Raw genomic sequence first — 26,361 nt, 5'->3', positions numbered from 1 at the left:
AGCGAACGCCGAGGAGCCCGGGGAACCGGGGGCCGGAGCGGAAGCCGATCCCCCATAGCTCAATTGGCAGAGCAGCCGACTGTTAATCGGCAGGTTATTGGTTCGAGTCCAATTGGGGGAGCTCCGGAAGCGGTCCCTCGGGGTCCGTTCTTCCGTCCGTGGTACGGCAGTTGTGTACCGCGATCCCGCATAGCTCAATTGGCAGAGCAGCCGGCTGTTAACCGGCAGGTTTTTGGTTCGAGTCCAAATGCGGGAGCTGCACCGGGTGCGCCCGGTGACTGCTCAGAGCGAAGGCCCCTCGGACGACCGGGGGGCCTTCGTGTTTCCCGCCTACGTGTCGTCTCCGTCACACCGAGCTCTGTCACCCCGGGCCCCGTCACCCCCGGGCCGTCAGGCGGTCGCCTGCTGGTACAGGTCGGAGACCCGGCCGTCGAAGGTGATGCTGTACGACGTGCCGGGGGTGTCCCCGCCCTCCTCGTAGCCGCCGATGACGCCGACGACCGTCCCGCCGGGGGTGACCCACGGGCTGCCGCTGGTGCCGTCGGTGTAGCCGCCGCAGTCGAAGCGCTCCTGGGTGGGGCTCTGCGAGCGGGTCCGGACCGAGCAGGTGATCGGCTCGTCGCGCTCGTTGGGGTAGCCGGTGACCGACACGTCCAGCCCGAAGCCCTGGCCGGTGGCGAGCCGGTTGCCGCCGACGGCGTCCTCGACCTCCCGGCCGTCGACCGGGCGGACGGTGATGAACGCCACGTCGTACTCGGGATCGTCGTCGTCCGCCCAGCGGGGGTCGACGGTGATCGACTGCACCGGCCAACTCCCGTAGGGGGAGTATCCGTTGCGGTAGCCCGGGGTGAACACCAGGCCGTCCAGCAGGCCGACCCTGCGGTTGTGCACGCAGTGCGCGGCGGTCACCAGCAGGTTGTGCCCGGGGCTCTGGACGACGCTGGCCGTGCAGGCCCGCGGGCCCTGCGGGGTGCGGACCGAGAGGGTGCCGATGCGGTCGCGGGCCGCGCTCTGCTGCGCGACCTCGGCGGTGGGCGCCTGGTCCGTCCCGGCGCAGGCGGTGCCGGCGGCGAGCAGCAGGGCCGTCAGCGCGGCCGTCCGTGCGGCGCGCGCGGGCCGTGCCGGGCGGGGGGCCATCGGGGCTCCGTCTCGTTCCTCGGGGCGGGTGCGGGTCCTTCGATCCGCCGTTCGTGAGGAAGATCTACCAGGCCGCGCGCGGCAGCGCCACTGCCGATCGTTCGATCACACCGCGGCGGGGCGCCCGGACCCGCCCGGCTACTGGGTCGCGCGGTCGTAGAGCGCCTGGACGCGGTCCCCGAAGTAGCTGGTGTACGAGATGTCGGGGTTGTCGCCGCCCTCCTGGTAGCCGCCGATCACGCCGACCACCGTGCCGGTCCTGGTACTCGGGTCGAAGTCGGTGACCCACGGGCTGCCGCTGGTGCCGCCGGTGTAGTCGGGGCAGTCGATCCGCAGCTGGGTGGGGCTCTGTTCGACGGTGTTGTTGGCGCAGGTGATCGGGACGTCGCTGGTCCCGGGGTAGCCGGTGACCCGCACGGGGAGCTGGTAGCCGAGGTCGACGCCCAGTTTGTTGGCGCCGAGCACCTGCTGCACCTGCTGCCCGTTCTGGGCCCCGACGACGGCGAAGGCGACGTCGACGTCCGGGTCGGCGTGGTCCTTCCAGCCGTCGTCGACGGTGACGGCCACCAGCGGCCAGATGCCGCTCGGGGTGTCGCCGTTGCGGTAGCCGGGCACGAAGACCAGGTCGCTGCGCTGGCCGAGCTTCGGGTCCCAGACGCAGTGCGCGGCGGTGACGACGAGGTTCTGGCCGGCGCTGTCGACCACGCTGGCGGTACAGAAGTGGTCGCCGTCCGCGTTGCGGGTGAAGACGGCGCCGACCAGGCCGTTGAGCACGGTGGGCCGGGCGGTGCGGGTGATCCCGGTGTGCTTGCCGATCGCGCCCTTGAGGCGCTGGCGGCTCCAGCCGTGGGCGCCGTCCGACGTGGCGGACGAGGCGCCGGGCGAGGCCGGGGCCGAGGTGACGGTCGGGGTGCCGGCGCCGGGCCGGGCCGCCGTGGTGCAGCCGGCCGCCGCCAGCAGCACCAGCACGGTGCCCGCCGCCACTCCCGCCTCACGCATCGTCACCCGCTCAGGCTGCCCGCCCGCCGCCGCGCGTGCCAACCGGACTGGTCCGCACGGAAACCGCGTGCACGCCTGCGCACCCCATGTGCGCCCCCGGCGCGCACCGCGGGTGATCGACCGGCTATGCTGCCCGGGACGGCCTTTCGGGGCCGTCTGCTGCTGCCGTGGCCGACGACCGGCGCGCGCGGCGAACCGGGGCGGTAGCTCAGCCGGTTAGAGCAGGGGACTCATAATCCCTTGGTCGTGGGTTCGAGTCCCACCCGCCCCACCCAGATCGACCGGCCCATCGGGCCGCGGGGTCGCTGACCTGCGAGAACTGTAGGCGAACGGCGACCGTCCGGCGGTGATTACACGCCGAAGTTCACCCGCCCGGTAAGGGCCCGGGAACGTTCCGCTGACGTTCCGGGCGCCTGAGCAGCGCGTTTGCGGTCCCTCGGCCGCCACCTCCCGTCGTTCCGTTCCGGCCCCTGGCCCGCTTGCGCGAAAAGTGATATCACTTTGATTGCTAGGCGGAATCACTCGCTGGAGGAGCCGGTCCCATGACCACACCGCGCATCCCCGTCGACGTCGACGACGAAGACGGCCCCGTCCTGGACCTGCCGGTCCCCAAGATCACCGAACGCCTCATCACCCCCCGCGCCGGCCTGCCGGTCCTCGGGGCCGGCCTGCTCGGGCTGGTCGCGGGCGCCGCCCTGGTCATCGTCGGCGGCGTGCAGATCGCCGGCGGCACCAAGGGCCTCGGCACCGCCCTGGTGGTCGCCGGGCCGGTGCTCGCGCTGGCCTCGCTGGTGGTGCTGGCCGGCCTGACCGTGGTCTCGCCCGGCGAGGCCCGGGTGGTCCAGCTGCTCGGCGACTACCGCGGCACCATCCGCACCGAGGGCCTGAGCTGGGTGAACCCCTTCACCAGCCGTCGCCGGATCTCCACCCGGATCCGCAACCACGAGACCGAGACCAGCAAGGTCAACGACGCCGACGGCAACCCGATCGAGATGGCCGCCGTCGTGGTCTGGCAGGTCGAGGACACCGCCAAGGCCGTGTTCGAGGTCGACGACTACACCGACTTCGTCGCCATCCAGACCGAGACCGCCGTCCGGCACATCGCCGGCAGCTACCCCTACGACGCCCACCGCGAGGGCGAGTTGTCGCTGCGCGACGGCGCCGAGGAGATCACCCGCAAGCTCTCCGCCGAGATCGGCGCCCGGGTCGTGTCGGCCGGCGTGCGGGTCGTCGAGTCCCGGATCACCCGGCTCGCGTACGCGCCCGAGGTCGCCCAGGTGATGCTGCAGCGCCAGCAGGCCGGGGCCGTGGTGGCCGCGCGCAGGCTGATCGTCGAGGGCGCCGTCGGTATGGTCGAGGAGGCCCTGGACCGGCTGGCCGAGCGCGACGTCGTCGAACTGGACGAGGAGCGCAAGGCGGCCATGGTGAGCAACCTCCTCGTGGTGCTCTGCGGAGACCGCGGCACCCAGCCGGTCGTGAACACGGGCTCCCTCTACCAGTAAGGAGCGGCGCGGCGTTGGCGACCGAGCGGAAGAAGATCCTGCTGCGCCTGGACCCGGCGGTGCACGACGCGCTGGCCCGGTGGGCGGCGGACGAACTGCGCAGCGCGAATGCACAGATCGAGTTCCTGCTCCGCCGCGCCCTCACCGACGCGGGGCGGATGCCCAGCGGTGCGGCGACGCTTCCCCGGCGCGGCCGACCGCCCAAGGAGAGCCCGGAGGACGGCCCCGACGCCGACTGACCGGGCGGCCCACCCAACCGTCCCCAGCCTGGAGCCCACGATGGACGTGCCCACCACCCTCCCGGAGAAGCTGTACCTGCTGGCCTACGACCCCGAGCGCGGGCGGCACACCGGCACCCTGAACCTCGACCCGGCCCTGCGGGCGGCGGCGCTCACCGAACTCCTCCACCGCGGGCTGATCCGCGACGACGGCCGGCACCCGGTCGGCGTCGACGGCGCGGCCGACGGCCTCGACCCGCTGTCCGCCCGGCTGCTGGAGCAGATTCGCCAGGGACGCCGGCGCAGCTGGAAGAGCTGGATCGGGCGCCAGGGATTTCCGTCGCACATGGTTCGCGACGGGCTCGCGGCCGATGGCCGGATCCGGGTCGAGAAGCGCCGGGTCCTCGGGATCTTCCCGGTCGCCCGGGTCACCCTGCCGGAGCCCCGGGTGCACAAGGCGTTGGCCTCGGGCATCACGTCGGCGCTGAAGGGCCCGCTCAGCCGGGTCGACCGGGCCGACGCCGCCCTGGTCGCGCTGGCCGACGGCGCCCGGCTGGGCTCGGTCCTGACGTGGCGCCGGCGCCGCGAGTTCCGGGCCAGGATCGACAAGCTGGCCCCCGTCACCGGCCCCATCCGGCGCGCCCTGCGCCGCGCGGTCGACGCCCAGAACTCGGACGGCGGGGCGGGCTGACCCGACCGCACGACCGCACGACCGCACGACCGCTCGACCGTGAGCCCGGCCGCCGATCCGGCGGCCGGGCTCCGTGCTGTCCGCCCCCGGCGCCGCCACCCGCCATCCACCGATCGGTTGATCGGCGCTCCACCGCATCGTCCGAGCGATAGGACCGGCTGGTCGATCCGCCGCAAGGCCCCCGCGCGGGAAGCTCGTTGTGAGCCGGGGAGCGCCCGGGACGAACGGGAGGGAGCGGCACGATGGCCGTGATCGAGGTGGCGGGCCTGCGGAAGGCGTACGGGCGGCGCCAGGTGCTGGAGGACGTGTCCTTCACCGTGGAGCGCGGCGAGGTGTTCGGCCTGCTGGGCCCGAACGGCGCCGGCAAGACCACCGCCGTCGAGTGCTGCGAGGGCCTGCGCCGGGCCGACTCCGGGACCGTCCGGGTGCTCGGCCTGGACCCGGTCCGCGACGCGCACAAGCTGCGCCCCCGGATCGGCATCCAGCTCCAGCAGGCCCAGCTGCAGGGCGCGCTGCGGGTCGGAGAGGCGCTGGAGCTGTACGCCGCCCTCTACCCGAAGCCGCGGGAGCCGCGCGAGCTGCTCGACGAGTGGGGGCTGGCTGGCGAGGTCCGGACGCCCTTCGACAAGCTCTCCGGCGGCCAGCGCCAGCGGCTGTTCATCGCCCTCGCGCTGGTCGGCGACCCGGAGGTGGCGTTCCTGGACGAGCTGACCACCGCGCTCGACCCGCAGGGCCGCCGGGACACCTGGGAGCTGGTCCGCCGGATCCGCGACAACGGCGTGACGGTGGTGCTGGTCTCGCACTTCATGGACGAGGTCGAGGCGCTCTGCGACCGGGCCGCCGTCCTGGACGGCGGGCGGATCGTCGCCGCCGGCACCCCGGCCGAGCTGGTCGCCCGCTCCGGCACCGGCGGCACCCTGGGCTTCCGCCCCACCGTGCCGCTGGACACCGCCCGGCTGGCCGCCCTGCCCGGGGTTACCGCCGTCGAGGAGCGGGACGGCCGGATCGAGGTCACCGGCACCGGGGACTTCGCCGACGAGGTGACCGGCCTGCTCGCCCGCGAGGGCATCGTCGTCACCGGCCTGCGGATCCGCGAGCACAGCCTCGACGACGCCTACCTCGCCCTCACCCGCCACCACGCCTGAGCCACCGCACTCCAGAAACGGACCCACCGCCATGAACCACACCGTCCACGCCGTCCGCCGGATGGCCACCGTCGAGGCCCGCCTGTTCCTCCGCGACCCGCTGACCGCGTTCTTCAGCCTGGCCTTCCCGGTCCTGCTGCTGGTCGTCCTCGGCTGCATCCCGGCCCTGCGCCGCACCTCGCCCGACCTGCACGGCATGAGCACCATCCAGCTGTACGCGCCGATCCTGGCCGTCTTCACCCTGCTGCTGCTCGGCCTCAACGGCCTGCCGTCGCTGCTCTCCGCCTACCGCGAGCGCGGCGTGCTGCGCCGGATGTCGGCCAGCCCGGTCCGCCCGGGGCTGCTGTTCGGCGCGCTCGTGCCGATGTACGTCGGCATCGCGACCGTCTCGGTGCTGCTGGTCGTCCTCGGCGGGCTGGCCCTCGGGGTGCCGCTGCCGCGCCAGCCGCTGGGCTTCCTGCTGGCCTTCGTGCTCGCCGCCGCCGCGATGATGTCGGTCGGCCTGCTGATCGCCTCGTTCGTCCCCTCGGCCAAGGCCGGCAACGCGGTCGGCGCCCTCGCCTTCTTCCCGATGATGTTCTTCTCCGGGATCTGGCTGCCCCGCGACATGTCGCCCGCGCTGCTCGACCGGATCGGCGACTTCACCCCGAGCGGCGCCGCCGTCCAGGCCCTCCAGGACTCCTGGAACGGACACTTCCCGCACGCCGTGGGCCTGCTCACACTCGCCGCGTACGCGGTGCTCGCGGGCGCCGCCGCTGCCAAGCTGTTCCGGTGGGAATGATCAAGGAGCCGGCCGCGGACGAGAACACCCTCGGCGACTGGCAGCACCGCCTGGACCGGCTGATCGGCCCGCTGTGCTACGTCGCCCTGCTGATCGCCCTCGCGCTGGCCCTCCTGGTCCCGGTCCCGACCGCGCGCTCCGCCGCCGCCACCCTCCCGGCGGCGGCCGCCGCGTTCCTGTGGCTGGTGCTGCGCTCCGCCCTCGACCGCCGGCCGCTCCCGGACGGGCGCGCCCGCTGGGCCGGTGCCCACTTCGCCGTCCTGCTGGTGCTGATCACCGTCCTGGTGCTGGACAACCCGTACTTCGGGTTCTTCGCCTTCACCGGCTACCTGCACGCCGCCCGGTACCTGCGCGGCCGGGCCCGGATCGCCGGCGCGGCGGCCACCACCGTGCCGAGCGCGCTCTCCCAGACCGGCGGGGTGCTGCCCGCCGGCGCCGCCCAGGTCGGCGGGCTCCTCGCGGTCATGGCCTTCAACCTGGTGGTCGTCGGCGTGATCCTCGCGCTCAGCGAGGTCACCGACCGGCTGAGCCTGCGCCGCAAGGCCGCCAACGCCGAACTCGCCGAGGCCAACCGGCTGCTGACCGAGATGCTCGCCGAGAACGCCGGACTGCACGCCCAGCTCCTGGTCCAGGCCCGCGAGGCCGGGGCCGCCGACGAGCGCCGCCGGCTCGCCCGCGAACTGCACGACACCGTCGCCCAGGGCCTGGCCGGCATCGTCACCCAGCTCCAGGCCGCCGACCTGGCCCGCGAGCAGGACACCCCGGTCGAGCAGTGGCGCCGCCACCTCGACAACGCGGCCGGCCTCGCCCGCGAGAGCCTCACCCAGGCCCGCCGGGCCGTCCACGCGCTGCGCCCGCTGGAACTGGAGCGCGCCGCCCTGCCGGAGGCGCTGGCCGAGCTCGCCGAGCAGTGGCAGGAGCGCAACGGCACGACCGCCGGGCTGACCGTCACCGGCGAGGCCCGCCCGCTGCACCCCGAGGTCGAGGTGACGCTGCTGCGGATCGCCCAGGAGTCGCTCGCCAACGCCGCCAAGTACGCGCGGGCGGGCCGGGTCGGACTGACGCTCTCCTACATGCCGGGCCTCGTCACCCTGGACGTCCGGGACGACGGGGTCGGCTTCGACCCGGCCGCCGAACCGGCCTCCCGGGCCACCGGCGGCGGCTACGGTCTCGCCGTGATGCGCCGCCGCGCCGAGCGCCTCGCGGGCCGGCTCGACCTGGAGACCGAACCGGGCGCCGGCACCACGGTGACCGCGACCCTGCCGGCGATCGGCATCGAGGAATGAGGGGGACCTTCGTGAACGAGGCACCGATCAGGCTGCTGCTGGTCGACGACCACCCGGTGGTCAGGGACGGGCTGCGCGGCATGTTCACCGCCGCCCCCGGCTTCGAGGTGGTCGGCGAGGCCGGCGACGGCGCGGAGGCGCTGCCGCTGATCGCCGCGCTGCTCCCGGACGTCGTGCTGATGGACCTGCGGATGCCGCGGATGGACGGCGTCACGACGATCCGCACGATGGCCGAGCGCGGCCTGACCAGCCGGGTGCTGGTGCTCACGACGTACGACACCGACGCGGACGTGCTGCCCGCCGTCCGGGCCGGCGCGACCGGCTACCTGCTCAAGGACGCGGCCCGCGAGGAGCTCTTCCACGCCGTCCGGGAGGCCGCCCGCGGCGCCTCGGTGATCGCGCCGACGGTCGCCGCCAAACTGCTCGGCCAGGTCCGCGAGCCGGTCCGGGAGGCGCTCAGTCCGCGCGAGGTGGAGGTGCTGGAGTTGGTCGCCTCCGGCGCGACCAACCGAGAGGCCGCGGCCCGGCTGTTCATCAGCGAGGCGACGGTGAAGACCCACCTCATCCACATCTACACGAAGCTCGACGTCAAGGACCGCGCGTCCGCCGTCGCCGCCGGCTACAACCTGGGCCTGCTGACGCCGACGCCGCCTCGGTAACCTGGGACGGTGCTCGAACCTGCTCTGCTGCCGACCCCGCTGGTGGACTGCACCGACGAGGCGCTCGCCCGGGCCGGGGTCGAGCTCCGGCTCAAGCGGGACGACCTCCTGCACCCGGCCGTCCCCGGCAACAAGTGGCGCAAGCTCGGGCCCAACCTGGCGGCGGCGGTCGAGCAGGGCCATACCCGGCTGCTCACCTTCGGCGGCGCGTACTCCACGCACCTGCGCGCGGTCGCGGTGGCCGCCGCGGCGCTGGGGCTGGAGAGCGTCGGACTCGTCCGCGGCGACGAGCTGGCCGGCCGGCCGCGCAACTGGTCGCTGCGGGCGGCCGAGGCGGCCGGGATGGAGCTCGCCTTCCTGTCCCGCACGGAGTACCGCGAGGCGACCGGCCGCAGTGGCTCCGCCGATGCGGAGGGCCGGGCGGCGCTGCAACGGCGGTGGGGCCCGTGCCTGGTGCTCCCCGAGGGCGGTTCCAACGCGCTCGCCGCGATCGGCGCGGCGGCGATCCCGGCCGAGCTGACCGACCTCGGCGCCCGTGACGTCGTCTGCTGTCCGGTCGGCACCGGCGGCACGCTGGCCGGGATCGCGGCGGGCCTGCCGTCCGGTGCCCGGGCGCTCGGCGTGGCGGTGCTGCGCGGCGGCGCGGGTTACCTGGAGGACGAGGTCGCGCGGCTCCACCGGGCCGCGTACGGGCGGGAGTTCGGCAACTGGCGGATCGACCACGCCCACCACGGCGGCGGCTACGGCAAGGTCCGGCCCGAACTCGCCGCCTTCGCCGAGCGGTTCGAGCGCCGACACGGCGTCGCGCTGGAGCGCCGGTACGTCGCGAAGCTCCTGGCCGCCCTCCACGACCTGGCCGCCGAGGGGGAGTTCCCCCGCGGCACCCGTCTGACGGCCGTCGTCACGGGCCTGCCGGACCCGGTCTGAGCCCTGCCCGGCGTCCTACCCGAACGTGAGGTTCGTGCAGGGGTCGGTGTCGGCGTTGCGCTCGTTCTCCGCTATGCCCGTCGGGATCCCGCCGGGCACCGTCGCGGTCGGACTCGGGCTCGCGCCCAGGTCGTTGATCTGGGTGCCGGCCGGCTGGTAGTCGCGGCCGAGGGTGACGGTGACCGCCCCGCTGCCGGGTTCCTCGACGGCCTTGGCCCCCGGGAAGAGGGCGGCCACCTGGTCGGCGGCGGCCTTCAGCGCCGGGTCGTAGAAGACCTGGGTGGTCTGCCGCCCGGGGTCGTTGGCGCCGAGCGTGACGTTCGTGAAGCCGCGCGCCTTGAGCGCCGCCGCGCCGGAGCCGGCCAGGCCCGAGGTGCCGACCCCGTTGACCACGACGACCGGCGCCGCGGCCTGCTCGGGCGCGAGCGGCCCGGCGGAGGCGGACGCCGTCGCGCCGGCGCTCGCGGACGCGGTGGCCGCGCCCGTGCCCGCGGTGCCCTGACCGTCGAGGGTGCGGTCCTCCTTGAGCAGCTTCCACAGGGTGTCCGCGTCGGGCTGCACCAGCCGGACGCGCTCCCCGGCGAAGCGCCAGGGCGCGGTGACGAAGGTGACGTCGGAGAGCTTGATGTCCTGGACGGACCGGGCGAAGTCCACGAGCTTCATCGCGGTGCCGAGGCCCTCGTCCACGGTGAGCGACTTGGTGGCCGCGTCGGCCAGCGGCAGCAGGGTGGGCAGCGAGAAGCCCTGGGCCTGGACCTTCTTGATCATCGAGGAGAGGAAGGCCTGCTGGCGCTTCATCCGGCCTATGTCCGAGCCGTCGCCGATGCCGTGCCGCGTCCTCAGGTAGTCCACCGCGGACTGTCCGGAGAGCTTCTGCAGGCCCTTCTTGAGGTGGATGCCGTACTGGTCGACGTCGTTGGGCACGCAGGCGTCCACGCCGCCGATGGCCTCGGTCATCGCGGCCGCGCCCTTGAAGTCGACCACGACGGTGTGGTCGATCCGCAGGCCGGTGAGGCTCTCGACGGTGTTCTGCGTGCAGGCCGGGTTGCCGTGCGCGAACTGGCCCAGGCTGAAGGCCGAGTTGAACATCTGGTCGTTGCGCGGCCTGGTCCAGGTGCCGTCCTGCAGCTTGCAGGACGGGATCGTGACCAGGGTGTCCCGGGGTATCGAGACGCCGACGGCGTGCTTGTGGTCCGCGTATATGTGCACCAGGATCGCGGTGTCCGAGTTGCCGACGCCCTCGTCGCCGCCGCCGAGCGCGTCGTTGCCGTCGTCCCGGGTGTCCGAGCCGAGCAGCAGGACGTTGACCGGCACCTGGGCGCCCGGCGTCGCCGGGGCGGGCGCGGGCGGGCGCTCGGTGGCGACGCCGCCCGCGTCGAACGTGGTGATGTTGTGGTCGAGCCGGTGGTAGAACCAGGCCCCGGCCCCCACGACGGACAGCACCAGGACGGCGGCCAGGCCGATGGCGGTCCGCAGGAAACGCCGCCTGGGCGAGCTGCTGCTCATCCTCGCGGTCCCCCCGTCTTCGTCTGTTGCTGTTCGGTGTTCGAACATTAGACGTTTCGGGAAGGCGTTCGGTTACCTCGGTGAAGGTCCGGGTTCGGCGCCCGCGCCTGTGATGCTGGTCACGCTCCGGGTCCGGAGGCGCCCGTGAGCATCCGTCGGAGCAGGTCGCGCAGGACCGTCCGCTCGTCCTGGCCGAGCGCGGCCAGCGGCTCGCGGGCGAAGTTCAGCGACTCGCGCAACTCCTCGGAGGCGGCGGCGCCGCTGTCGGTGGCGGCGACCAGCTTGACCCGGCGGTCCTGCCGGTCGGCCTCCCTGGTCACGAAGCCGCGGGACTCCAAGCGGTCGACGATGCCGGTGATGTTCGACGGCTCACAGCTGAGCGTCTGGGCGATCTGCCGCATCGGCATCGGCCCCCGGCGCAGGAGGGCGAGCACCTTGGCCTGGGCCCCGGTGAGCGACCGGGCGGCCGCGGCGTCCTCGTACTCGCGGTGGAAGAGCGCGACCAGGTTGGCCATGAGGTCGACGACCTCGCGGGTGATCTCGTCGGGCTGCTGCGGCGTGGCGGCCGCGGTCGGCTGCGTCTCCATGGGGCACAGTCTACCTGAAAAGTTGACAACCTGAACCTTTCATGTCCATCGTTACTTCATTCACTCAACATTTCATGTGTGAGACACCGCCGATCACTCCCAGGAACAAAGGAACAATCCGATGGCAGAGCAGGCAGCGCCGACCACCGCCCGTGAGTGGCACCTCGCCGCGCGTCCGCAGGGCTGGCCGGTCCCGGCCGACTTCGCCCTCGTCGAGGCCCCGGTCCGCACCCCCGGCCCGGGCGAGATCCTGGTCCGCAACGCCTTCCTCTCGGTCGACCCGTACATGCGCGGCCGGATGAACGACGTGAAGTCCTACCTGCCGCCGTTCCGGCTGGGCGAGGCCATGGACGGCGGCGCCGTCGGCTACGTCGTCGCCTCGGAGGCCGAGGGCTTCGCCCCCGGCGACGCCGTGCTGCACGGCCTCGGCTGGCGCGAGTACGCGACCGTCGACGCCAAGCGCGCCGTCAAGGTCGACGCCACCGCCGCCCCGCTCTCCGCCTACCTCGGCGTGCTCGGCATGCCCGGCCTGACCGCCTACGCGGGCCTGCTCGCCGTGGGCGCCCTCAAGGAGGGGGACAAGGTCTTCGTCTCCGGCGCGGCCGGCGCGGTCGGCTCGCTGGTCGGCCAGATCGCCCGGCTCAAGGGCGCCTCCCTGGTGGTCGGCTCGGCCGGCTCCGCGGAGAAGGTCGCCAAGCTGGTGGACGAGTACGGCTTCGACGCCGCCTTCAACTACAAGGACGGCCCGGTCGCCGAGCAGCTCGCCAAGGTCGCCCCGGAGGGCATCGACCTCTACTTCGACAACGTCGGCGGCGACCACCTGGAGGCCGCGATCGGCGCGCTCGGCGTGCACGGCCGCGCGGTGCTCTGCGGTGCCATCGCCCAGTACAACGACACCACCGCGCCCGCCGCCCCGCGCAACCTCGCGCTCGCGATCGGCAAGCGGCTGCGCCTGGAGGGCATGCTGGTCGGCGACCACGCCGCGCTCCAGCCGCAGTTCGTCGGCGAGGTCGCGGGCTGGCTCGCGGCCGGCGAACTCCGTTCCGACGAAACCGTGGTGGACGGCTTCGAGAACGCGGTGGAGGCCTTCATCGACCTGCTGCGCGGCGCCAACACCGGCAAGATGGTCGTCCGCCTGGACGCCTGACCCGTCATCAGGAAATCCGACCGCCCCGCCGCCCGCCCCGGGCGCGCGGGGCGGTTTGCATGCACGGCGCAGGGAGGGTCGTCGCACTACCGTATTCCGGCCGGATCCGAAAGCACGTCATCCATCGTGCGGGGCGGCGCGGTACGGTGGTCCCGCCTGGCGATGGGGCCGTTCGGGGGAGAGATCCGGCCGAGGGGTAGACCTCGTTGAGGATTCGACTAGCATTGAGCGAAAGCCTGTCCGTTTTGCTCAATTTAGTGGCTTAATGTCGGCAAACGTGGGTAACTGTGGATCAACTGCAGGCACGAGGCAGCTGGGGAAGGCGACCCTCGTCCACAGCCTGGAGGTCCCGGTGACGACACGTGGAGTTCTCTACATCCACTCCGCGCCCCGCGCGCTGTGCCCGCACGTCGAGTGGGCCGTCGCGGGAGTGCTCGGTGTGCGGGTGAGCCTGGACTGGATCCGCCAGCCGGTCGCACCCGGACACTGGCGCGCCGAGCTCTCCTGGCAGGGTGAGCCCGGAACGGCCTCGAAGCTCGCCTCCGCGCTGCGCGGCTGGCAGCTGATGCGGTACGAGGTCACCAGCGAGCCCTGCGCCACGGCGGAGGGCGAGCGCTACAGCAGCACGCCCTCGCTCGGCATCTTCCACGCCGTCACGGGCATCCACGGGGACATCCTGATCCCCGAGGACCGGCTGCGCGCCGTCCTGCTGCGCGCCCGCAGCGAGGGGGCCGACCTGGAGGCCGAGATCTCCCGGCTGCTCGGCAAGCCCTGGGACGACGAGCTGGAGCCGTTCCGGTACGCCGGTGAGGGCGCGCCGGTGCGCTGGCTGCACCAGGTGGTCTGACCTCCGGCACGCACCCCCGGAACGACGGAAGGGGCCGGCGCTCACGAAGAGCGCCGGCCCCTTCCGGACGTACGGGCGGGTCAGCGGGTGCGGAAGGCCAGCACCACGTTGTGGCCGCCGAAGCCGAACGAGTTGTTCAGCGCCGCGATCCGGCCCTCGGCGGGCAGCGCGCGGGCCTCGTCGCGCACGATGTCCGCGTCCACGTCGTCGTCGAGCTCCTCGACGTTGATGGTCGGCGGGGCGAGCCGGTTGTAGAGGGCCAGCACGGTGGCGACGGTCTCGATGCCGCCGGCGCCGCCCAGCAGGTGGCCGGTCATCGACTTGGTGGCCGAGACGGCGATGTGGTCCAGGTGCTCGCCGAGCTCCTTGCGCAGCGCCTTCAGCTCGGCGGTGTCGCCCTGCGGGGTCGAGGTGGCGTGCGCGTTGACGTGCACGATCTCGGCCTTGTCGAGGGTGTTGCGGTCGAACAGGTCGGCCAGCGCGCGGGCCACGCCGGCGCCGGTCGGCTCGGGCTGGGCGATGTGGTGGGCGTCCGAGGACAGGCCCTGGCCCACGGCCTCGCAGTAGATCCGGGCCCCGCGGGCCTCGGCGTGCTCGACCGACTCCAGCACGACGACGCCGGCGCCCTCGCCGAGGACGAAGCCGTCGCGGCCCTTGTCGTACGGGCGCGAGGCGCGCTCGGGATCGTCGTTGTTCTTGGACATCGCCATCATGTTGGCGAACGCGGCGATCGGCAGCGGGTGGATCGCGGCCTCGGTGCCGCCGGCCACCACGACGTCGGCGCGGCCGCTGCGGATCATCTCGATCGCGTAGCCGATCGCCTCGGCGCCGGAGGCGCAGGCGGAGACGGGGGTGTGCACACCCGCGCGGGCGCCGACCTCCAGGCCGACGTTGGCCGCCGGGGAGTTGGGCATCAGCATCGGGACGGTGTGCGGGGAGACCTTGCGGGAGCCCTTCTCCTTCAGTACGTCGTACTGGTCGAGGAGGGTGGTCACGCCGCCGATGCCGGAGGCGATGACCGCGCCGAGGCGCTCGGGGGCGAGCTTGGAGGACTCGTCGGTGGCCGGGGTCTCGTAGCCGGCGTCGGCCCAGGCCTCGCGGGCGGCGATCAGCGCGAACTGCGCCGAGCGGTCCAGCTTGCGGGCCAGCGGGCGGGGCAGGATCTCGCCGGGGTCGACCGCGGTGCGGGCGGCGATGCGGACGGGCAGGTCCGCGGCCCACTCCTCGGTCAGGGCCGACACTCCGGAACGGCCCGCCACCAGGTTCTCCCAGGTGGTGGCGGCGTCGCCGCCCAGCGGCGTGAAGGCGCCGATACCCGTGACGACCACGGTACGGTTTTCAGCGGTCACTGGTTCTTCTTCTCTCACGTTGGTGCGGGGTCGGCGGCGAGCCGGGGGGTGGGGCCCGGCCGGGCGCCCGGTGGGGGCGGCCCGGCCGGCGGGTCGGCCGACTCGGCGAGCCGACCGACGATCACGCGACCGCTCAGGCGGCGTTGGTGACGATGTACTCGACGGCGTCGCCGACGGTCTTCAGGTTCTTGACCTCGTCGTCCGGGATCTTGACGTCGAAGCGCTCCTCGGCGGCCACGACGACCTCGACCATGGAGAGCGAGTCGACGTCCAGGTCGTCGGTGAACGACTTGTCGATCTGGACGTCCTCGGTCGGGATGCCGGCGATCTCGTTGACGATCTCGGCGAGACCTTCCAGGACCTCGGCCTTGTCCATAGCCATACTGGCTGCTCCTCTTCGGTGTTGAACGCGTCCGACCGGCGGACGGACGCAGGCTTGCGGATGAGTGGGGCGAAACGCGCCTAGGGGAGCGTAACGACTGCCGCGGCGTACACGAGACCCGCCCCGAACCCGATGATCAGCGCGAGGTCTCCGCTGCGGGCCTCGCCGCTCTCCAGCATGCGCTCCATCGCCAACGGGATGGAGGCCGCCGAGGTGTTCCCGGTTTCGGTGATGTCGCGGGCGACCGGCACCGAGTCGGGCAGCTTGAGGGCCTTGATCATGGCATCGGTGATGCGCATGTTGGCCTGGTGCGGGATGAAGGCGCCGAGCTGGTCGGCGGTGATGCCGGCGGCGTCCAGCGCCTGCTGGGCCACCTTGGCCATCTCCCAGACGGCCCAGCGGAAGACCGTCTGGCCCTCCATCCGCAGGGCCGGCCACTTGGCCTCCTCACCCGCGCCGTTGACGGCGTCGGGCTTGGCGAACGCGGTGTCCCAGGCCTGGGTTTGCGAGATGACGTCCTTCTGCGAGCCGTCCGAACCCCAGATCACCTTGCCGATGCCGGGGGTGTCGGAGGGGCCGACGATCGCGGCGCCGGCGCCGTCGCCGAAGATGAACGCGGTCGAGCGGTCCGACTGGTCGGTCAGGTCGCTCAGCCGCTCGACGCCGATCACCAGCACGTACTCGGCGCTGCCGCCGCGGATCATGCCGTCGGCCAGGCCCAGGCCGTAGCCGAAGCCGGCGCAGGCGGCCGAGATGTCGAAGGCCGGGGCGGTGCCGCAGCCCAGGCGCTCGGCGATCTCGGTGGCGATCGCGGGGGTCTGCTTGAGGTGCGAGACGGTCGCGACGATGACGCCGCCGATCTGGTCGGGGGCGATCCCGGCCTGGGCGATGGCCTTGCCGGCGGCCTGCACCGACATCTCGGCGACGCTCTCCTCCGGACCGGCCCAACGGCGCTCGGCGATGCCGCTGCGGGTGCGGATCCACTCGTCCGAGGACTCGATCCACTCCAGGACCTCGGAGTTCGGGATCACGCGGACGGGACGGTAACCGCCCACGCCGTGGATCCGTGAGTACTCGGCCCCGGTCGAAGGACGAATCTGCGGCTTGCTCATGCGGCCACCTCGCTGCGCTCGGCGGTCGCTTCGCAAGATGCGCACCTGCCGATCATTCGTTCGCTGCGCTCACTCATGCCTGGCTCTCCTGGTCCTTACCGCCGTGCTCCGCGATCAGCTCGCGAGCCTTGTCGAGGTCGGCGGGGGTCTTGAGGGCGAGCGTCGCCACACCCTTGAGGTTGCGCTTGACCAGGCCGGTGAGCGTGCCCGCGGGGGCCAGCTCGATCACGGCGGTCGCGCCCAGCGCGGCCAGCGTCTCCATGCAGAGGTCCCAGCGGACCGGGTTGGAGACCTGCGACACCAGACGCTCCAGCACCTCGGTGCCGGAGGAGACCACCGCGCCGTCCCGGTTGGAGACGTAGCGCACCTGCGGATCGGCCACGGTCAGGGTCGGGGCCAGCTTCGCCAGCCGCTCGACGCCCGGGGCCATGTGCTCGGTGTGGAAGGCGCCCGCCACCTTCAGCGGGATCAGCCGGGCGCCGGTCGGCGGGTCCGCCTTCAGCGCCTCCAGCTGGGCGAGCGTGCCGGCAGCGACGATCTGGCCGCCGCCGTTGTTGTTGGCCGGGGTCAGGCCGTGCTCGGTCAGCTTGGCCGCGACGGCCTCCGGGTCGCCGCCGAGGACGGCGGTCATGCCGGTCTCGGTGACGGCGGCGGCCTCGGCCATCGCGCGGCTGCGCTCCCGGACGAAGGTCAGCGCGTCGTGGGCGCCGAGCACACCGGCGCCGGCGGCGGCGGTGATCTCACCGACGCTGTGGCCGGCCACGGCGCCGACCAGGGAACGGGCGGCGGTCTCGTCGGGGAAGAGCGCGCGGGCGGTGACCAGGCCGGCGGCGACCAGCAGCGGCTGGGCGACGGCGGTGTCCTTGATCTCCTCCGCGGAAGCCTCCGTGCCGGCGTGCAGGAGGTCGAGTCCGGCGACCTCCGACCAGCCGCTCAGGCGGTCGGCGACACCGTCGACCTCCAGCCAGGGGCTGAGGAAACCGGGGGTCTGGGCACCCTGTCCAGGGGCGACGATTACGAGCACGGTTCAACCCTCTCTCGCCAGGCGCCCGGGGGCGGGTAGGCGACGGTAACGAAGAAAACCATCCGGGATTGTAAGTTCCCTACATCCTGGTCAGCCCTGCTCGCCGACGGACGTCAGTCGGCCGAGGGCCAGGGCGATCCGCAGCGTGAACGCCGATCGAACGTCCGATGGCGCATAGCCCGTGACGTCGGTCACACGTCGGAGCCGGTAGCGCACCGTGTTCGGGTGGACGAAGAGCATCCGGGCGGCGCCCTCCAGCGAGGAGGCCTGCTCCAGGTAGACGCTCAGCGTCTCCAGCAGGGCCGAGCCCGCCTCGTCGAGCGGTGTGTAGATCTCCTCCACCAGCTGGCGGCGGGCTGCCTCGTCGCCGGCGAGCGCGCGTTCGGGCAGCAGGTCGTCGGCCAGCACCGGGCGGGGGGCGTCCGGCCAGGCGGCGCAGGCCCGCAGGCCGGCCGCGGCGGCGTGCGCCGAACGGGTGGCCGAAAGCAGGTCGGGCACGGTCGGGCCGACCACGACCGGGCCCGGCGCGAACTGGCCGATCAGTGCCCGGGCCGCGTGCACCGGCTCCTTGTCGCCGCCCACCACGACCACCAGGCGCTTGCCCAGGACGCCGGTCAGCACGTTCAGCTTGGCGTAGCGGGCGGCCCGCCGGATCGCCTCGACGACCAGCTCGCTGTCGCCGTCCGGGGCGCTGCCCATCACCACCCGGACCTGGCTCGGCTGGCCCCAGCCGAGCGCCGCGGCGCGCGAGAGCACTCCCTCGTCCGCATCGCCGGAGAGCAGCGAGTTGACGACCAGCGCCTCCAGCCGGGCGTCCCAGGCGCCGCGCGCCTCGGCCGCCTGGGCGTAGACCTGGGCGGTGGCGAAGGCGATCTCCCGGGCGTAGACCAGCACGGACTCGCGCATGTCCGCCTCGTCGCCGGGGGCGGCCACCTCCTCGATGGCCTCCTCCATCACCTCGATCGTGGTGCGGATCAGCTCGACGGTCTGGCGCAGCGTGATCGCCCTGGTCAGCTCGCGCGGGGCGGTGCCGAAGACGTCGGTGGAGATCGCCTGCGCGGCCTCCGGCTGGCGGTACCACTCGGTGAAGGCGGCGATGCCCGCCTGGGCGACCAGGCCGATCCAGGAGCGGTGCTCGGGCGGCATCCGCCGGTACCAGCCGAGCTGGTCGTCCATCCGCGCGATCGCGGCGCTGGCCAGCTTGCCCGAGGACTTCTCCAGCCGCTTGAGCGTCGCGGCCCGGCGCTCGGCGCGGTCCGCGGCGTTTCTGCGCTCCTGCGGGGTCAGGCGCGGCGCGGAGCGGCCGGGGCGGTGGCGGCCCGGTGCGGAGGCCGGGGCCTTCCCGCCCGGCGCGGGATTCTCGGTGGGGTCGCTGGTGGCGTCTGAGGAAGCGGCTGGCACAAGGACAAGACTGCCTCACGTGAGTCACTGCTCGTGCACACCCCCCGGCGGAGCGCCGCGGTGGCACCCGTCACACCGGTTACGGTGGGGCCGTGACCGACGCCCCCGCCCGCCCCCGCGCGGACCACCGCCGCACCGCCGAGCGCTACCTCTCCACCCCGGCCGAGGGCGTCGAGACCAGGCACGCGTTCTCCTTCTCGGGGCACTACGACCCGAAGAACACGCACTTCGGCGCGCTGCTCGCCTGCAACGAGGAACTCCTCGCGCCCGGGGCCGGGTTCGACGAGCACAAGCACCGGGACACCGAGATCCTCACCTGGGTCCTGGAGGGCGCGCTGGCGCACCGGGATTCGCACGGCCACAGCGGCGTGGTGCGCCCGGGGATGGTCCAGCACCTGAGCGCGGGCTCGGGCGTGACCCACACCGAGCGCAACGTCGGCGGTGCCGAGGGGCCGGTCCGGTTCGTCCAGATGTGGCTCCAGCCGGACGCGTTCGACGCGCCCCCGGCGTACGGGCTGCGCCGGGTGGAAGCGGCCGCGGGCGGGTTGACGCTGCTGGCCTCCGGGCTGGAGCGCGACGCCGGGGCGGACGTCCTGCGGCTGCGGCGCAGCGACGCCGCGCTCTGGCTGGCGACCGCGGGGCCGTGGCAGCCGCTGCCCCGACTGCCCTCCGCGGCTTGGCGCTACGCGCATCTGACGGCCGGCGCGCTGGGCTACCGGACGGTGCCGGGCCCGAAGGGCGAGGGGCGTTCGATGGTGCCGGGGGACAGCGTGCGGATCACCGGTGACGCGTTCGCGGACCCGTCGGCCGGTGAGACCGGCGCCGAACTCCTGCTGTGGGAGATGCACTCGCCGGTCTCGTACGGCTGACTCGGCCGGCCAGCTCCGGCAGCCAGGCCAGCCCCCGGCAGCTAGGCCAGCCCCGGCAGTTCGGCCAGCACCGCGTCGGACAGCTGCGGCCAGGCCTCGGCCGCCCAGGGGCCGAAGTCCCGGTCGGTGAGGGCGATGCAGGCGGCCCCGGCCGCCGGGTCGACCCACAGGAAGGTGCCGGACTGGCCGAAGTGGCCGAAGGTCGCGGGGGAGTTGGCGGTGCCCGTCCAGTGCGGGGTCTTGCCGTCGCGGATCTCGAAGCCGAGGCCCCAGTCGTTGGGGCGGCGGTGGCCGTAGCCGGGCAGCACGCCGCTGGTGCCGGGGAAGGCGACCTCGCGGGTGGCCCGGTGGACGGTGGACGGGTCGAGCAGCTTGGGGGACTGCAGCTCGGCGGCGAACCGGGTGAGGTCGGCGAGCGTGGACAGGCCGCCCGCGCCGGCCGGGGACTTGTGGGCGGTGTTGACCAGGGTGTCGTGCATGCCCAGCGGCTCGAACACCGCCTCGGCGGCGTAGCGCGAGAACTCGATCCCGGCGGCCGTGGCGAGGGCGTTCGCCAGCGCGTCGAAGCCGGCGTTGGAGTAGAGGCGGCGCTTGCCCGGCTCGCCGAACACCCGGTCCTCGTCGAAGCCGAGGCCGGAGGTGTGGGCGAGCAGGTGGCGGACGGTCGAACCGGGCGGGCCGGCCGGGTCGTCGAGCTCGAAGACTCCCTCCTCCACGGCGACCAGCGCGGCGTAGGAGGTGAGCAGCTTGGTCACCGACGCGAGCGGGAACAGGTGCTGCTGCGGTCCGTGCGAGCCCAGCACCGCTCCGTCCGAGCCCCGGACGACCGCCGCGGCGGCGTGGGGGACGGGCCAGTTCTCGATCATCCGCAAGCTCTCCATGGGCCCGACTCTAACGGGGCTCGAAAGCGGGTGGCGGGACCACCCGGTTGTGAGGCTTGCTTGGAGTGCACTCCAACTAGGTAGCGTCGTCGTCATCACGGCACAGGGGGTATCGGTCATGGCCACACTCGCACCCGTCGAGGTCGATCTGCGGAGCTGTTCCGAGGTGTTCGGCCGGCCGGTCGGCGATCCGGACCGGACTCCGCGGCACACCATCAGCGAGGTCTCGGCGGCCAGTGGACTGACCACGCACACCCTGCGCTGGTACGAGCGGATCGGCCTGCTCGACCCGGTCGACCGCGCGGTCGGCGGCCAGCGCCGCTACTGCGACGCCGACCTGCACCGGCTGGCCTTCCTCGGCCGGCTGCGGCTGACCGGCATGTCGGTGGCGGACATGCTCCGGTACGTCGACATGGCCCGCGAGGGCGAGCGGACGTACGAGGGCCGGCGGCAGCTGCTGGTGACGCAGCGCGAGGAGGTCCGCCAGCGGATCGCCGACCTCCAGGCCACTCTCGCCGTCCTCGACTACAAGATCGATCTCTACGCGGGGAAGATCGCCGACGCCTCCGGCGCACCCGTCCAGTGCCAGTACTACCGAGCAGAGGAAGAGCAGCGAGCATGACGCACCCCGCACTCCCCACCGCCCGACTCGGCGCCGACGGCCCGCTCGTCGGTGTCCAGGGCCTCGGCTGCATGGGCATGAGCGAGTTCTACGGCCCGACCGACACGACCGAGTCGCTGGCCACCCTGGACGCCGCCCTGGAGGCCGGCGTCACCCTGTTCGACACGGCCGACATGTACGGCTCCGGCCACAACGAGGAGCTGATCGGCCCGTTCGTCCGGGCCAACCGCGACCGGGTGGTGATCGCCACCAAGTTCGCCATCGAGCGCAGGGCGGAGGACCCGGGCTACCGGGCCGTCCGCAACGACCCCGAGTACATCCGGGCCGCGGTCGACGCCTCGCTGCGCCGGCTGGGTGTCGACGTCATCGACCTCTACTACATGCACCGCCGCGACCCGGCCGTGCCGCTCGCCGAATCCGTGGGCGCCATGGCCGAGTTGGTGCGGGCCGGCAAGGTGCGCCACCTCGGGCTCTCCGAGGTGACCGGGGCCGAGCTGAGCGAGGCGCACGCCGTCCACCCGATCGCCGCGGTGCAGTCCGAGTGGTCGGTGTTCTCCCGCGACGTCGAGCGCTCGGTGGTGCCGGCCGCGGCCGGGCTGGGCGTCGCGTTCGTGCCGTACTCGCCGCTCGGCCGGGGTTTCCTGACCGGCTCCTTCCAGGACGCCGAGCAGCTCCCGGCCGACGACTTCCGGCGCACCCAGCCGCGCTTCACCGGCGCCAACGCGAAGGCCAACGACGCCCTGCTGGAGCCGGTGCGGCGGATCGCGGCGGACCGCGGGGTGACGCCGGCCCAGGTCGCGCTGGCCTGGGTGCACCAGCGGGCGCAGGTGCACGGGCTCACCGTCGTGCCGATCCCCGGCACCCGCAAGCGCACCCGGCTCGCGGAGAACACCGCCGCCGCGACGCTGGAGCTCCGCCCCGCCGAACTGGCGCTGCTGGAGCCGGTGGCCGGCGAGGTGGCCGGGGACCGCTACCCGAGCATGGCGAACACGCAGGTCGAGCGCGAGTAACGGCCTTCGGGGCCGGGCGCGTTCGGCCCGGGGGGCTGCGCCGGCTCCCCGGGCCGCTCGCGTACGGCGGGTCAACTCCCGGCAATCGAACGGAATTTCGCATCGGGCGGGCAATCTCCGGGTAAAGCCTGACAACGGCCGTCATGATTGCTGCGATTCTGCTGCCATGAAGGCCGACCGGCTGCTCTCGATCCTCGTGCTGCTGCAGACCCGCGGCCGGATGCCCGCCACGGAACTGGCGGAGCGCCTGGAGGTGTCCGTCCGCACCATCTACCGCGACGTGGAGTCGCTCGCCGCGGCCGGCGTCCCGGTGTTCACCGAGCGCGGCCGGCGCGGCGGCATCGGCCTGCTGCCCGGCCACCGCGCCGACGTCGGCGGGCTGACCGGGGACGAGGCCCGCGCGCTGCTCGTGCTGTCAGCGCGGGGCGCGCACGGCGAGCTCGCGCTGGACGGGGCGCTCGGCTCGGCGCTGCGCAAGGTGATGGCGGCGCTGCCGGCGCCGGAGCCGCCCGCCGGCGGGCGCGGCGGCGAGCGCGTCCTGGTCGACCCGCCGCGCTGGCTGCCGAGCGGGGCCGGCGCCGCTGCCGGGCCAGACCTGGGCGAGCTGCAGTACGCCGTCTTCGCCGACCGGCGGCTGCGCCTGCGCTACCGGCACGGCGGCACGCCGGTGCCGGTGGAGTACACCGTCGACCCGTACGGCCTGGTGAGCCGGGCCGCGCTCTGGTACCTGGTGGCCGACCTGAACGGCGAGCCCCGGCTGTTCCGGGCCGACCGGGTGCTGGCCGCCGAGACGGCCGAGGAGCCGGTGCGCCGCCGCCCCGGGGCGGGGCTCGGCGACGTGTGGGCGGGGCTGCGCGAGCACGTGGAGCGGCGGCCGAACGAGCTGCCGGTGCGGGTACGGGTGCGGCGCGGGCGGCTGGACCTGTTCGTCCGTGTCCACGGCGGGCGGGTCACCGCGCAGCCGCCGGAGGCGGGCGCCGGGCCGGCCGAGGAGTGGGTCGAGCTGGCGATGGCGTTCCCCACGCCGGCCGCCGTCCGCGCGCTGCTCGCCTTCGGCCCGGAGGCCGAGGTGCTGTCCCCGCCCGCCGCCCGCCGGGAACTGGCCCGGGCGGCGGCGGAGGCGCTGAGGCTCTACCAGGAGTAGGGCGTGCCTTTCGCCCCCGGCCTTGAACTCCCGGCGGGGATCAGGAGCCGGACTGCGGCCGGAGGACGACGTCCTGGTAGTGGCCGAGCGAGATCGCCGCGAAGTTGTGCAGGCTGTCGGTGCCCTCGGTGAAGTAGCCGTTGTGGCCGGCCGCGCGGGCCGAGGAAATCTCCTCGGCGCCGAAGCCGGAGGACGTCGGGTCGGCGCCGTGGCCCAGACCGCCGACCTCCAGGTACGGGACGTTGCCGATCCAGTCGCTGGGGTTGCGGGTGGCCCACACCTTGACCCCGGTGCCGAGCTCGCTGGTGCTCTGCACGCCCATGCCGGGGCTGCCGAACACCATCATGTCGGTGACGCCGGAGGTGTCGGACGGCGAGGCCGCGGCGCGCGGGATCTCGGGGGCGGCGTCGCCGCAGACCACGGACCCGTAGGAGTGGCACAGCAGGGACGGCGGCGCGTCCGGGCGGGTGGTCTCCTTGAGCCCGGCGAGCAGGCGCTGCAGCCGGGGCGCGCCGATGTCGGCGAGGCGGGAGGTGACGGCGTCCGGGCCGAGGCCGGAGGGGGTGACGTAGCCGGTCCAGGCGATCACCGCGGTGCGGGTCTTCGGGGCCTGCTTGTGCTCCTCGGCGTACAGGGCGCGGGCCATGCCGGCGGGGGAGCGCAGCGGGTCGGCGGCCTGGTCGAAGTGGCCGAGGTCGGCGTCCGAGCCGGGCACCAGGACGGAGACCCGCTCGGCGTCGGCGAGGTCGCCCCACACCTCGGTGACCAGGCCGCGCCCGCGCGGGTCGAAGGCGAGGACCTGGCGGTCGGGGGAGAGCAGGTGCTCGACGTCGTTGGCGCGGGAGACGGCCAGCGCGCGGGCGTCGGAGTCGAGCTTGGGGTCGTTGGCGCGGGCGCGGGCGGCGTCGCGCTCCTCGGTGAGGGCGATCCGGTTGGCGCGGTAGCGCAGGTCGAGCGGGGCGCCGTCGAAGTTGCCGACGACCAGCGGGTACTGCCGGATCAGCCGGTCGAGCTCGGTGGGGGCCAGCGAGGCGAAGAACTCGGCGGCGGTGGCCGGGGTCGTGGTGGCCGGGTCGGGCAGGCCGCGGCCGAAGGAGTGGTCCTGGACCCAGGCGGCGCTGCCGGCCGGGGGCGTGCTGATCGCCAGCTGCTCGGTGGAGGCGGCGGCCGCGGCGGCCGAGGCGCCGGCGTCGGCGAGGACCGCGAAGCCCGCGAACGCCCCGATCAGTACACGCTTCCAGCGTCGACGGTTGCGCACCGCACCAACTCCCTTGGGCCCGTCACCATGTCCTGGGCGGGGCCCGAGGGGTGCGTCAGACTGCGAACTTCCCTCCGCAAGCGTAGAGGTCACGGGAGGGTGACGGACACGCCCAAACTGTGGGATGGATCACATGAACCGTGGGTGTCCGGTTCGCGTCTTCCCGTGGTTCGGGACGCCCCGCCGGGCCGGGGGCGCCGTCGTCCCGGGCGTCACCGCGCCCCCTCGTCGAACTCCCTGACGAGTCGCTTCGGCGCGGTGCGCCGCCAGGCCTCGGTGACCAGGTCGCGGAGTTCCTCGGGGTCGACGAGGTCCAGCCGGACGCTCACCCAGCCGTGCCGGCCGACGTAGGGGGCGGACGAGAACACCTCGGGTTCGGCGGCCAGGAGTTCGGCCTGGTCCTCGGGACTGGCCTTGACGGTGACCCGCTCGCCCTCGGGGGAGCCCATCGCGAAGATCCTGGCCCGCACCCGCAGCGTCTCGATCTCCCACGTCGGCTCCTGCGCGGCCTCCGGAAGGGCCAGGGCCATCGCGCGGAACTCGTCGAACGTCACCATGACGGCAGGTTAGAGCACGCCACCGACAACGCGCCCCCGGTGCGCGCCGAGGCGCTCCGGGGGCGTGTGCCAGCTGGGGCGGGCGGGTCACACCACGCCCAGCGCGTACGCGGTGAACAGGGCCGCACCGGCTCCGGCCACGGCCTTCCACGGGCGGGAGAGGGCCGTCCACGGCGCGTCGAACCGCCGGGCGAACCAGCCGATCCCCACCAGTGCGGCCGCGAACAGCGGGAGCAGCGCCAGCCTGGCGGCCACCCAGGCGAGGGAGTCCGGCGCGGTGGTCAGCCCGGGGACGGCGCCGAGGCCGGCGGCGCCGGGCACCGCCACGGCGAGCATCGCGGTCTGGTGCCAGCAGAAGACCGTCATCGCCGACAGGTTGACCACGACCACCGGCAGCCACAGCAGCGGACGGCGGGTCAGCAGCCGGCCCAGGCGCTCCCGCAGCAGCACCGCGGCGCCGCACTGCGCCGCCGCCAGGGCGAGCACCAGCAGGGACGGCGGGTGCGAGTTGGTCCGCTCGACGCCGGGCACGCCGACCATGCTCGCCGGGTAGTGGAACACCAGCAGCAGCGCGGCGAACAGCACGGCGCCGCCGCCCAGCAGGACCCGCGCGGCCCGGCGGTCGAGCCGGCCCCGCGCCCACAGCACGCCCAGCTGGTAGCCGAACAGCCAGCCCGGCAGGATGTTGACCAGCCCGACCCAGGACGGCACCGCCTCCGCCCACGGCCCGTACCGCAGTGCGTCCACCACGGCGACGACGGCCACCAGGAGCCCCGCCGACCACGCGCCGAGCCGGCGGGCGGCGGCCAGGCAGACCGAGGTGAGCGCGGTCACCCCCAGGTAGACGGCGATGTACCAGAGCGGCTGCACCACCAGCGTCGCGCCGGTGCGGACGGTGCCGGCCGGGACGCCGAGCCGGGGCAGCACCGGGATCAGCACCGCCCACACCGCCGTCACGCCGAGCACCGGGCGCAGCAGCCGGACCGTCCGGGCGCGCAGCCAGCCCCCGTAGGTCGTGCCCCTGGCACGGGCGCGGTCCAGCGAGCGGACCGAGGAGTAGCCGCCGACCAGGAAGAACACCCCGAGCATCTGCAGCACCCAGCTGACCGGGGCGAAGCCGCCGAGGGCGGAGAGCGGGCTGGCGTTGTGCAGGGTGCCGTCGGGGTCGCGGGTGAAGCCGCCGAGCATCCAGTGCCCGAGCGGGACGGCGAGCAGGGCGAGGGCGCGCAGGCCGTCGAGGGCGCGGTCGCGGTGCGCGGGGGTGCGGGCGTCGACCTCGTGGGCGGCGCGGCGCAGGGCGGTGAGCGGGTGGGCCATGGC

At 73.8% G+C, this 26,361-nt stretch carries 27 protein-coding genes and 3 tRNA genes; 17 read left to right on the top strand and 13 right to left on the bottom strand.

Annotation, left to right across the window (positions count from 1 at the left end; all coding sequences use genetic code 11):
* Positions 1-48: 48 nt before the first annotated feature.
* Together ACFVSN_RS24030 and ACFVSN_RS24025 are read left to right on the top strand one after the other, a co-directional pair.
* A tRNA-Asn gene (locus ACFVSN_RS24030) sits at positions 49-121 on the top strand.
* A gap of 62 nt (positions 122-183) precedes the next feature.
* Positions 184-256, top strand: a tRNA-Asn gene (locus tag ACFVSN_RS24025).
* A 134-nt stretch (positions 257-390) separates the two neighbouring features.
* On the opposite strand, the gene ACFVSN_RS24020 is transcribed toward ACFVSN_RS24025, so the two are convergent.
* Both ACFVSN_RS24020 and ACFVSN_RS24015 read right to left on the bottom strand, forming a co-directional pair.
* Positions 391-1,137 carry a trypsin-like serine peptidase gene (locus ACFVSN_RS24020; RefSeq protein ID WP_380445341.1) on the bottom strand — a complete coding sequence of 249 codons (747 nt, stop codon included), beginning with the start codon at positions 1,135-1,137 and terminating at the stop codon, positions 391-393.
* 138 nt (positions 1,138-1,275) lie between these two features.
* Entirely contained in the window at positions 1,276-2,136 is an 861-nt protein-coding gene (locus tag ACFVSN_RS24015) for a hypothetical protein (RefSeq protein ID WP_380500248.1), read from the bottom strand.
* Positions 2,137-2,333: 197 nt separating this feature from the next.
* On the opposite strand from ACFVSN_RS24015, the gene ACFVSN_RS24010 reads away from it, so the two are divergent.
* The 9 genes from ACFVSN_RS24010 to ACFVSN_RS23970 all read left to right on the top strand — a co-directional run bounded on the left by ACFVSN_RS24010 (position 2,334) and on the right by ACFVSN_RS23970 (position 9,345).
* A tRNA-Ile gene (locus ACFVSN_RS24010) sits at positions 2,334-2,407 on the top strand.
* A gap of 271 nt (positions 2,408-2,678) precedes the next feature.
* Positions 2,679-3,638 carry an SPFH domain-containing protein gene (locus ACFVSN_RS24005; protein WP_380445342.1) on the top strand — a complete coding sequence of 320 codons (960 nt, stop codon included), beginning with the start codon at positions 2,679-2,681 and terminating at the stop codon, positions 3,636-3,638.
* Positions 3,639-3,652: 14 nt separating this feature from the next.
* Entirely contained in the window at positions 3,653-3,877 is a 225-nt protein-coding gene (locus ACFVSN_RS24000; protein WP_380445343.1) for a hypothetical protein, read from the top strand.
* A gap of 40 nt (positions 3,878-3,917) precedes the next feature.
* Positions 3,918-4,547: a GPP34 family phosphoprotein gene (locus ACFVSN_RS23995; RefSeq protein ID WP_380445344.1), complete on the top strand. Its 630-nt coding sequence runs from the start codon at positions 3,918-3,920 to the stop codon at positions 4,545-4,547.
* A 242-nt stretch (positions 4,548-4,789) separates the two neighbouring features.
* Complete coding sequence (locus ACFVSN_RS23990; RefSeq protein WP_387956555.1) at positions 4,790-5,692, top strand: ABC transporter ATP-binding protein; 903 nt, start codon at positions 4,790-4,792, stop codon at positions 5,690-5,692.
* A gap of 31 nt (positions 5,693-5,723) precedes the next feature.
* The gene (locus ACFVSN_RS23985) at positions 5,724-6,473 is read left to right on the top strand and encodes an ABC transporter permease (protein ID WP_387956554.1); all 750 of its coding nucleotides are present in this window, start codon (positions 5,724-5,726) and stop codon (positions 6,471-6,473) included.
* A complete protein-coding gene (locus ACFVSN_RS23980) occupies positions 6,470-7,759 on the top strand; it encodes a sensor histidine kinase (RefSeq protein ID WP_380445352.1) in 1,290 nt (429 codons plus the stop codon). The genes ACFVSN_RS23985 and ACFVSN_RS23980 overlap by 4 nt, the downstream gene beginning before the upstream one ends.
* Positions 7,760-7,770: 11 nt before the next feature.
* Positions 7,771-8,418 carry a response regulator gene (locus ACFVSN_RS23975; protein WP_380445347.1) on the top strand — a complete coding sequence of 216 codons (648 nt, stop codon included), beginning with the start codon at positions 7,771-7,773 and terminating at the stop codon, positions 8,416-8,418.
* A gap of 9 nt (positions 8,419-8,427) precedes the next feature.
* Entirely contained in the window at positions 8,428-9,345 is a 918-nt protein-coding gene (locus ACFVSN_RS23970) for a 1-aminocyclopropane-1-carboxylate deaminase/D-cysteine desulfhydrase (protein WP_380445348.1), read from the top strand.
* Between the two features lie 15 nt (positions 9,346-9,360).
* Here ACFVSN_RS23970 and ACFVSN_RS23965 read toward each other — a convergent pair whose 3' ends face one another.
* Both ACFVSN_RS23965 and ACFVSN_RS23960 read right to left on the bottom strand, forming a co-directional pair.
* Positions 9,361-10,851, bottom strand: coding sequence for an LCP family protein (locus ACFVSN_RS23965; RefSeq protein WP_387956553.1), 1,491 nt, complete (start codon positions 10,849-10,851; stop codon positions 9,361-9,363).
* Positions 10,852-10,970: 119 nt separating this feature from the next.
* Positions 10,971-11,438 carry a MarR family transcriptional regulator gene (locus ACFVSN_RS23960; RefSeq protein ID WP_329931053.1) on the bottom strand — a complete coding sequence of 156 codons (468 nt, stop codon included), beginning with the start codon at positions 11,436-11,438 and terminating at the stop codon, positions 10,971-10,973.
* 121 nt (positions 11,439-11,559) lie between these two features.
* Here ACFVSN_RS23960 and ACFVSN_RS23955 point away from each other — a divergent pair, with 121 nt between their 5' ends.
* Positions 11,560-12,585 (top strand): NADP-dependent oxidoreductase, encoded by a 1,026-nt coding sequence (locus tag ACFVSN_RS23955; protein WP_387956552.1) that lies wholly within the window; start codon positions 11,560-11,562, stop codon positions 12,583-12,585.
* A 352-nt stretch (positions 12,586-12,937) separates the two neighbouring features.
* The gene (locus ACFVSN_RS23950) at positions 12,938-13,432 is read left to right on the top strand and encodes a DUF3145 domain-containing protein (protein ID WP_359969683.1); all 495 of its coding nucleotides are present in this window, start codon (positions 12,938-12,940) and stop codon (positions 13,430-13,432) included.
* An 80-nt stretch (positions 13,433-13,512) separates the two neighbouring features.
* On the opposite strand, the gene fabF is transcribed toward ACFVSN_RS23950, so the two are convergent.
* The 5 genes from fabF to ACFVSN_RS23925 all read right to left on the bottom strand — a co-directional run bounded on the left by fabF (position 13,513) and on the right by ACFVSN_RS23925 (position 18,586).
* Positions 13,513-14,781, bottom strand: a complete 1,269-nt coding sequence (gene fabF, locus ACFVSN_RS23945) for a beta-ketoacyl-ACP synthase II (protein WP_380439278.1) — start codon at positions 14,779-14,781, stop codon at positions 13,513-13,515.
* Positions 14,782-14,914: 133 nt separating this feature from the next.
* The gene (locus tag ACFVSN_RS23940; protein ID WP_380439280.1) at positions 14,915-15,163 is read right to left on the bottom strand and encodes an acyl carrier protein; all 249 of its coding nucleotides are present in this window, start codon (positions 15,161-15,163) and stop codon (positions 14,915-14,917) included.
* 80 nt (positions 15,164-15,243) lie between these two features.
* On the bottom strand, positions 15,244-16,275 hold the full coding sequence (locus ACFVSN_RS23935; protein ID WP_380439283.1) for a beta-ketoacyl-ACP synthase III: 1,032 nt from the start codon (positions 16,273-16,275) through the stop codon (positions 15,244-15,246).
* Positions 16,276-16,348: 73 nt separating this feature from the next.
* A complete protein-coding gene (locus ACFVSN_RS23930; protein ID WP_380439285.1) occupies positions 16,349-17,299 on the bottom strand; it encodes an ACP S-malonyltransferase in 951 nt (316 codons plus the stop codon).
* A 90-nt stretch (positions 17,300-17,389) separates the two neighbouring features.
* Entirely contained in the window at positions 17,390-18,586 is a 1,197-nt protein-coding gene (locus ACFVSN_RS23925; protein WP_380439440.1) for a PucR family transcriptional regulator, read from the bottom strand.
* A gap of 206 nt (positions 18,587-18,792) precedes the next feature.
* Here ACFVSN_RS23925 and ACFVSN_RS23920 point away from each other — a divergent pair, with 206 nt between their 5' ends.
* Positions 18,793-19,569 (top strand): pirin family protein, encoded by a 777-nt coding sequence (locus ACFVSN_RS23920; protein WP_387589127.1) that lies wholly within the window; start codon positions 18,793-18,795, stop codon positions 19,567-19,569.
* Between the two features lie 41 nt (positions 19,570-19,610).
* Here ACFVSN_RS23920 and ACFVSN_RS23915 read toward each other — a convergent pair whose 3' ends face one another.
* The gene (locus tag ACFVSN_RS23915; RefSeq protein ID WP_380439289.1) at positions 19,611-20,450 is read right to left on the bottom strand and encodes a serine hydrolase domain-containing protein; all 840 of its coding nucleotides are present in this window, start codon (positions 20,448-20,450) and stop codon (positions 19,611-19,613) included.
* A 118-nt stretch (positions 20,451-20,568) separates the two neighbouring features.
* Between ACFVSN_RS23915 and ACFVSN_RS23910 the strand changes: the two genes are divergently transcribed.
* The 3 genes from ACFVSN_RS23910 to ACFVSN_RS23900 all read left to right on the top strand — a co-directional run bounded on the left by ACFVSN_RS23910 (position 20,569) and on the right by ACFVSN_RS23900 (position 23,226).
* Positions 20,569-21,072, top strand: coding sequence for a MerR family transcriptional regulator (locus tag ACFVSN_RS23910; RefSeq protein WP_380500217.1), 504 nt, complete (start codon positions 20,569-20,571; stop codon positions 21,070-21,072).
* Positions 21,069-22,082 (top strand): aldo/keto reductase, encoded by a 1,014-nt coding sequence (locus ACFVSN_RS23905; RefSeq protein ID WP_387956550.1) that lies wholly within the window; start codon positions 21,069-21,071, stop codon positions 22,080-22,082. Before ACFVSN_RS23910 ends, ACFVSN_RS23905 begins: the two co-directional genes overlap by 4 nt.
* Positions 22,083-22,248: 166 nt before the next feature.
* Positions 22,249-23,226: a helix-turn-helix transcriptional regulator gene (locus tag ACFVSN_RS23900; RefSeq protein ID WP_387956548.1), complete on the top strand. Its 978-nt coding sequence runs from the start codon at positions 22,249-22,251 to the stop codon at positions 23,224-23,226.
* 40 nt (positions 23,227-23,266) lie between these two features.
* Here the strand turns inward: ACFVSN_RS23900 and ACFVSN_RS23895 are convergent, their stop codons facing one another.
* The 3 genes from ACFVSN_RS23895 to ACFVSN_RS23885 all read right to left on the bottom strand — a co-directional run bounded on the left by ACFVSN_RS23895 (position 23,267) and on the right by ACFVSN_RS23885 (position 26,358).
* Entirely contained in the window at positions 23,267-24,484 is a 1,218-nt protein-coding gene (locus ACFVSN_RS23895; protein ID WP_387956546.1) for an alpha/beta hydrolase, read from the bottom strand.
* Positions 24,485-24,696: 212 nt separating this feature from the next.
* Positions 24,697-25,041, bottom strand: coding sequence for an MmcQ/YjbR family DNA-binding protein (locus ACFVSN_RS23890; protein ID WP_380439298.1), 345 nt, complete (start codon positions 25,039-25,041; stop codon positions 24,697-24,699).
* Positions 25,042-25,128: 87 nt separating this feature from the next.
* Entirely contained in the window at positions 25,129-26,358 is a 1,230-nt protein-coding gene (locus ACFVSN_RS23885; RefSeq protein ID WP_387956544.1) for an acyltransferase, read from the bottom strand.
* Positions 26,359-26,361 lie beyond the last annotated feature (3 nt).

It is taken from the genome of Kitasatospora sp. NPDC057904 (assembly GCF_042887925.1).
GTDB lineage: Bacteria > Actinomycetota > Actinomycetes > Streptomycetales > Streptomycetaceae > Kitasatospora.
The sequence above is the reverse complement of the archived record's forward strand: the minus strand, read 5'-3'. Positions and strand labels throughout refer to the sequence as shown.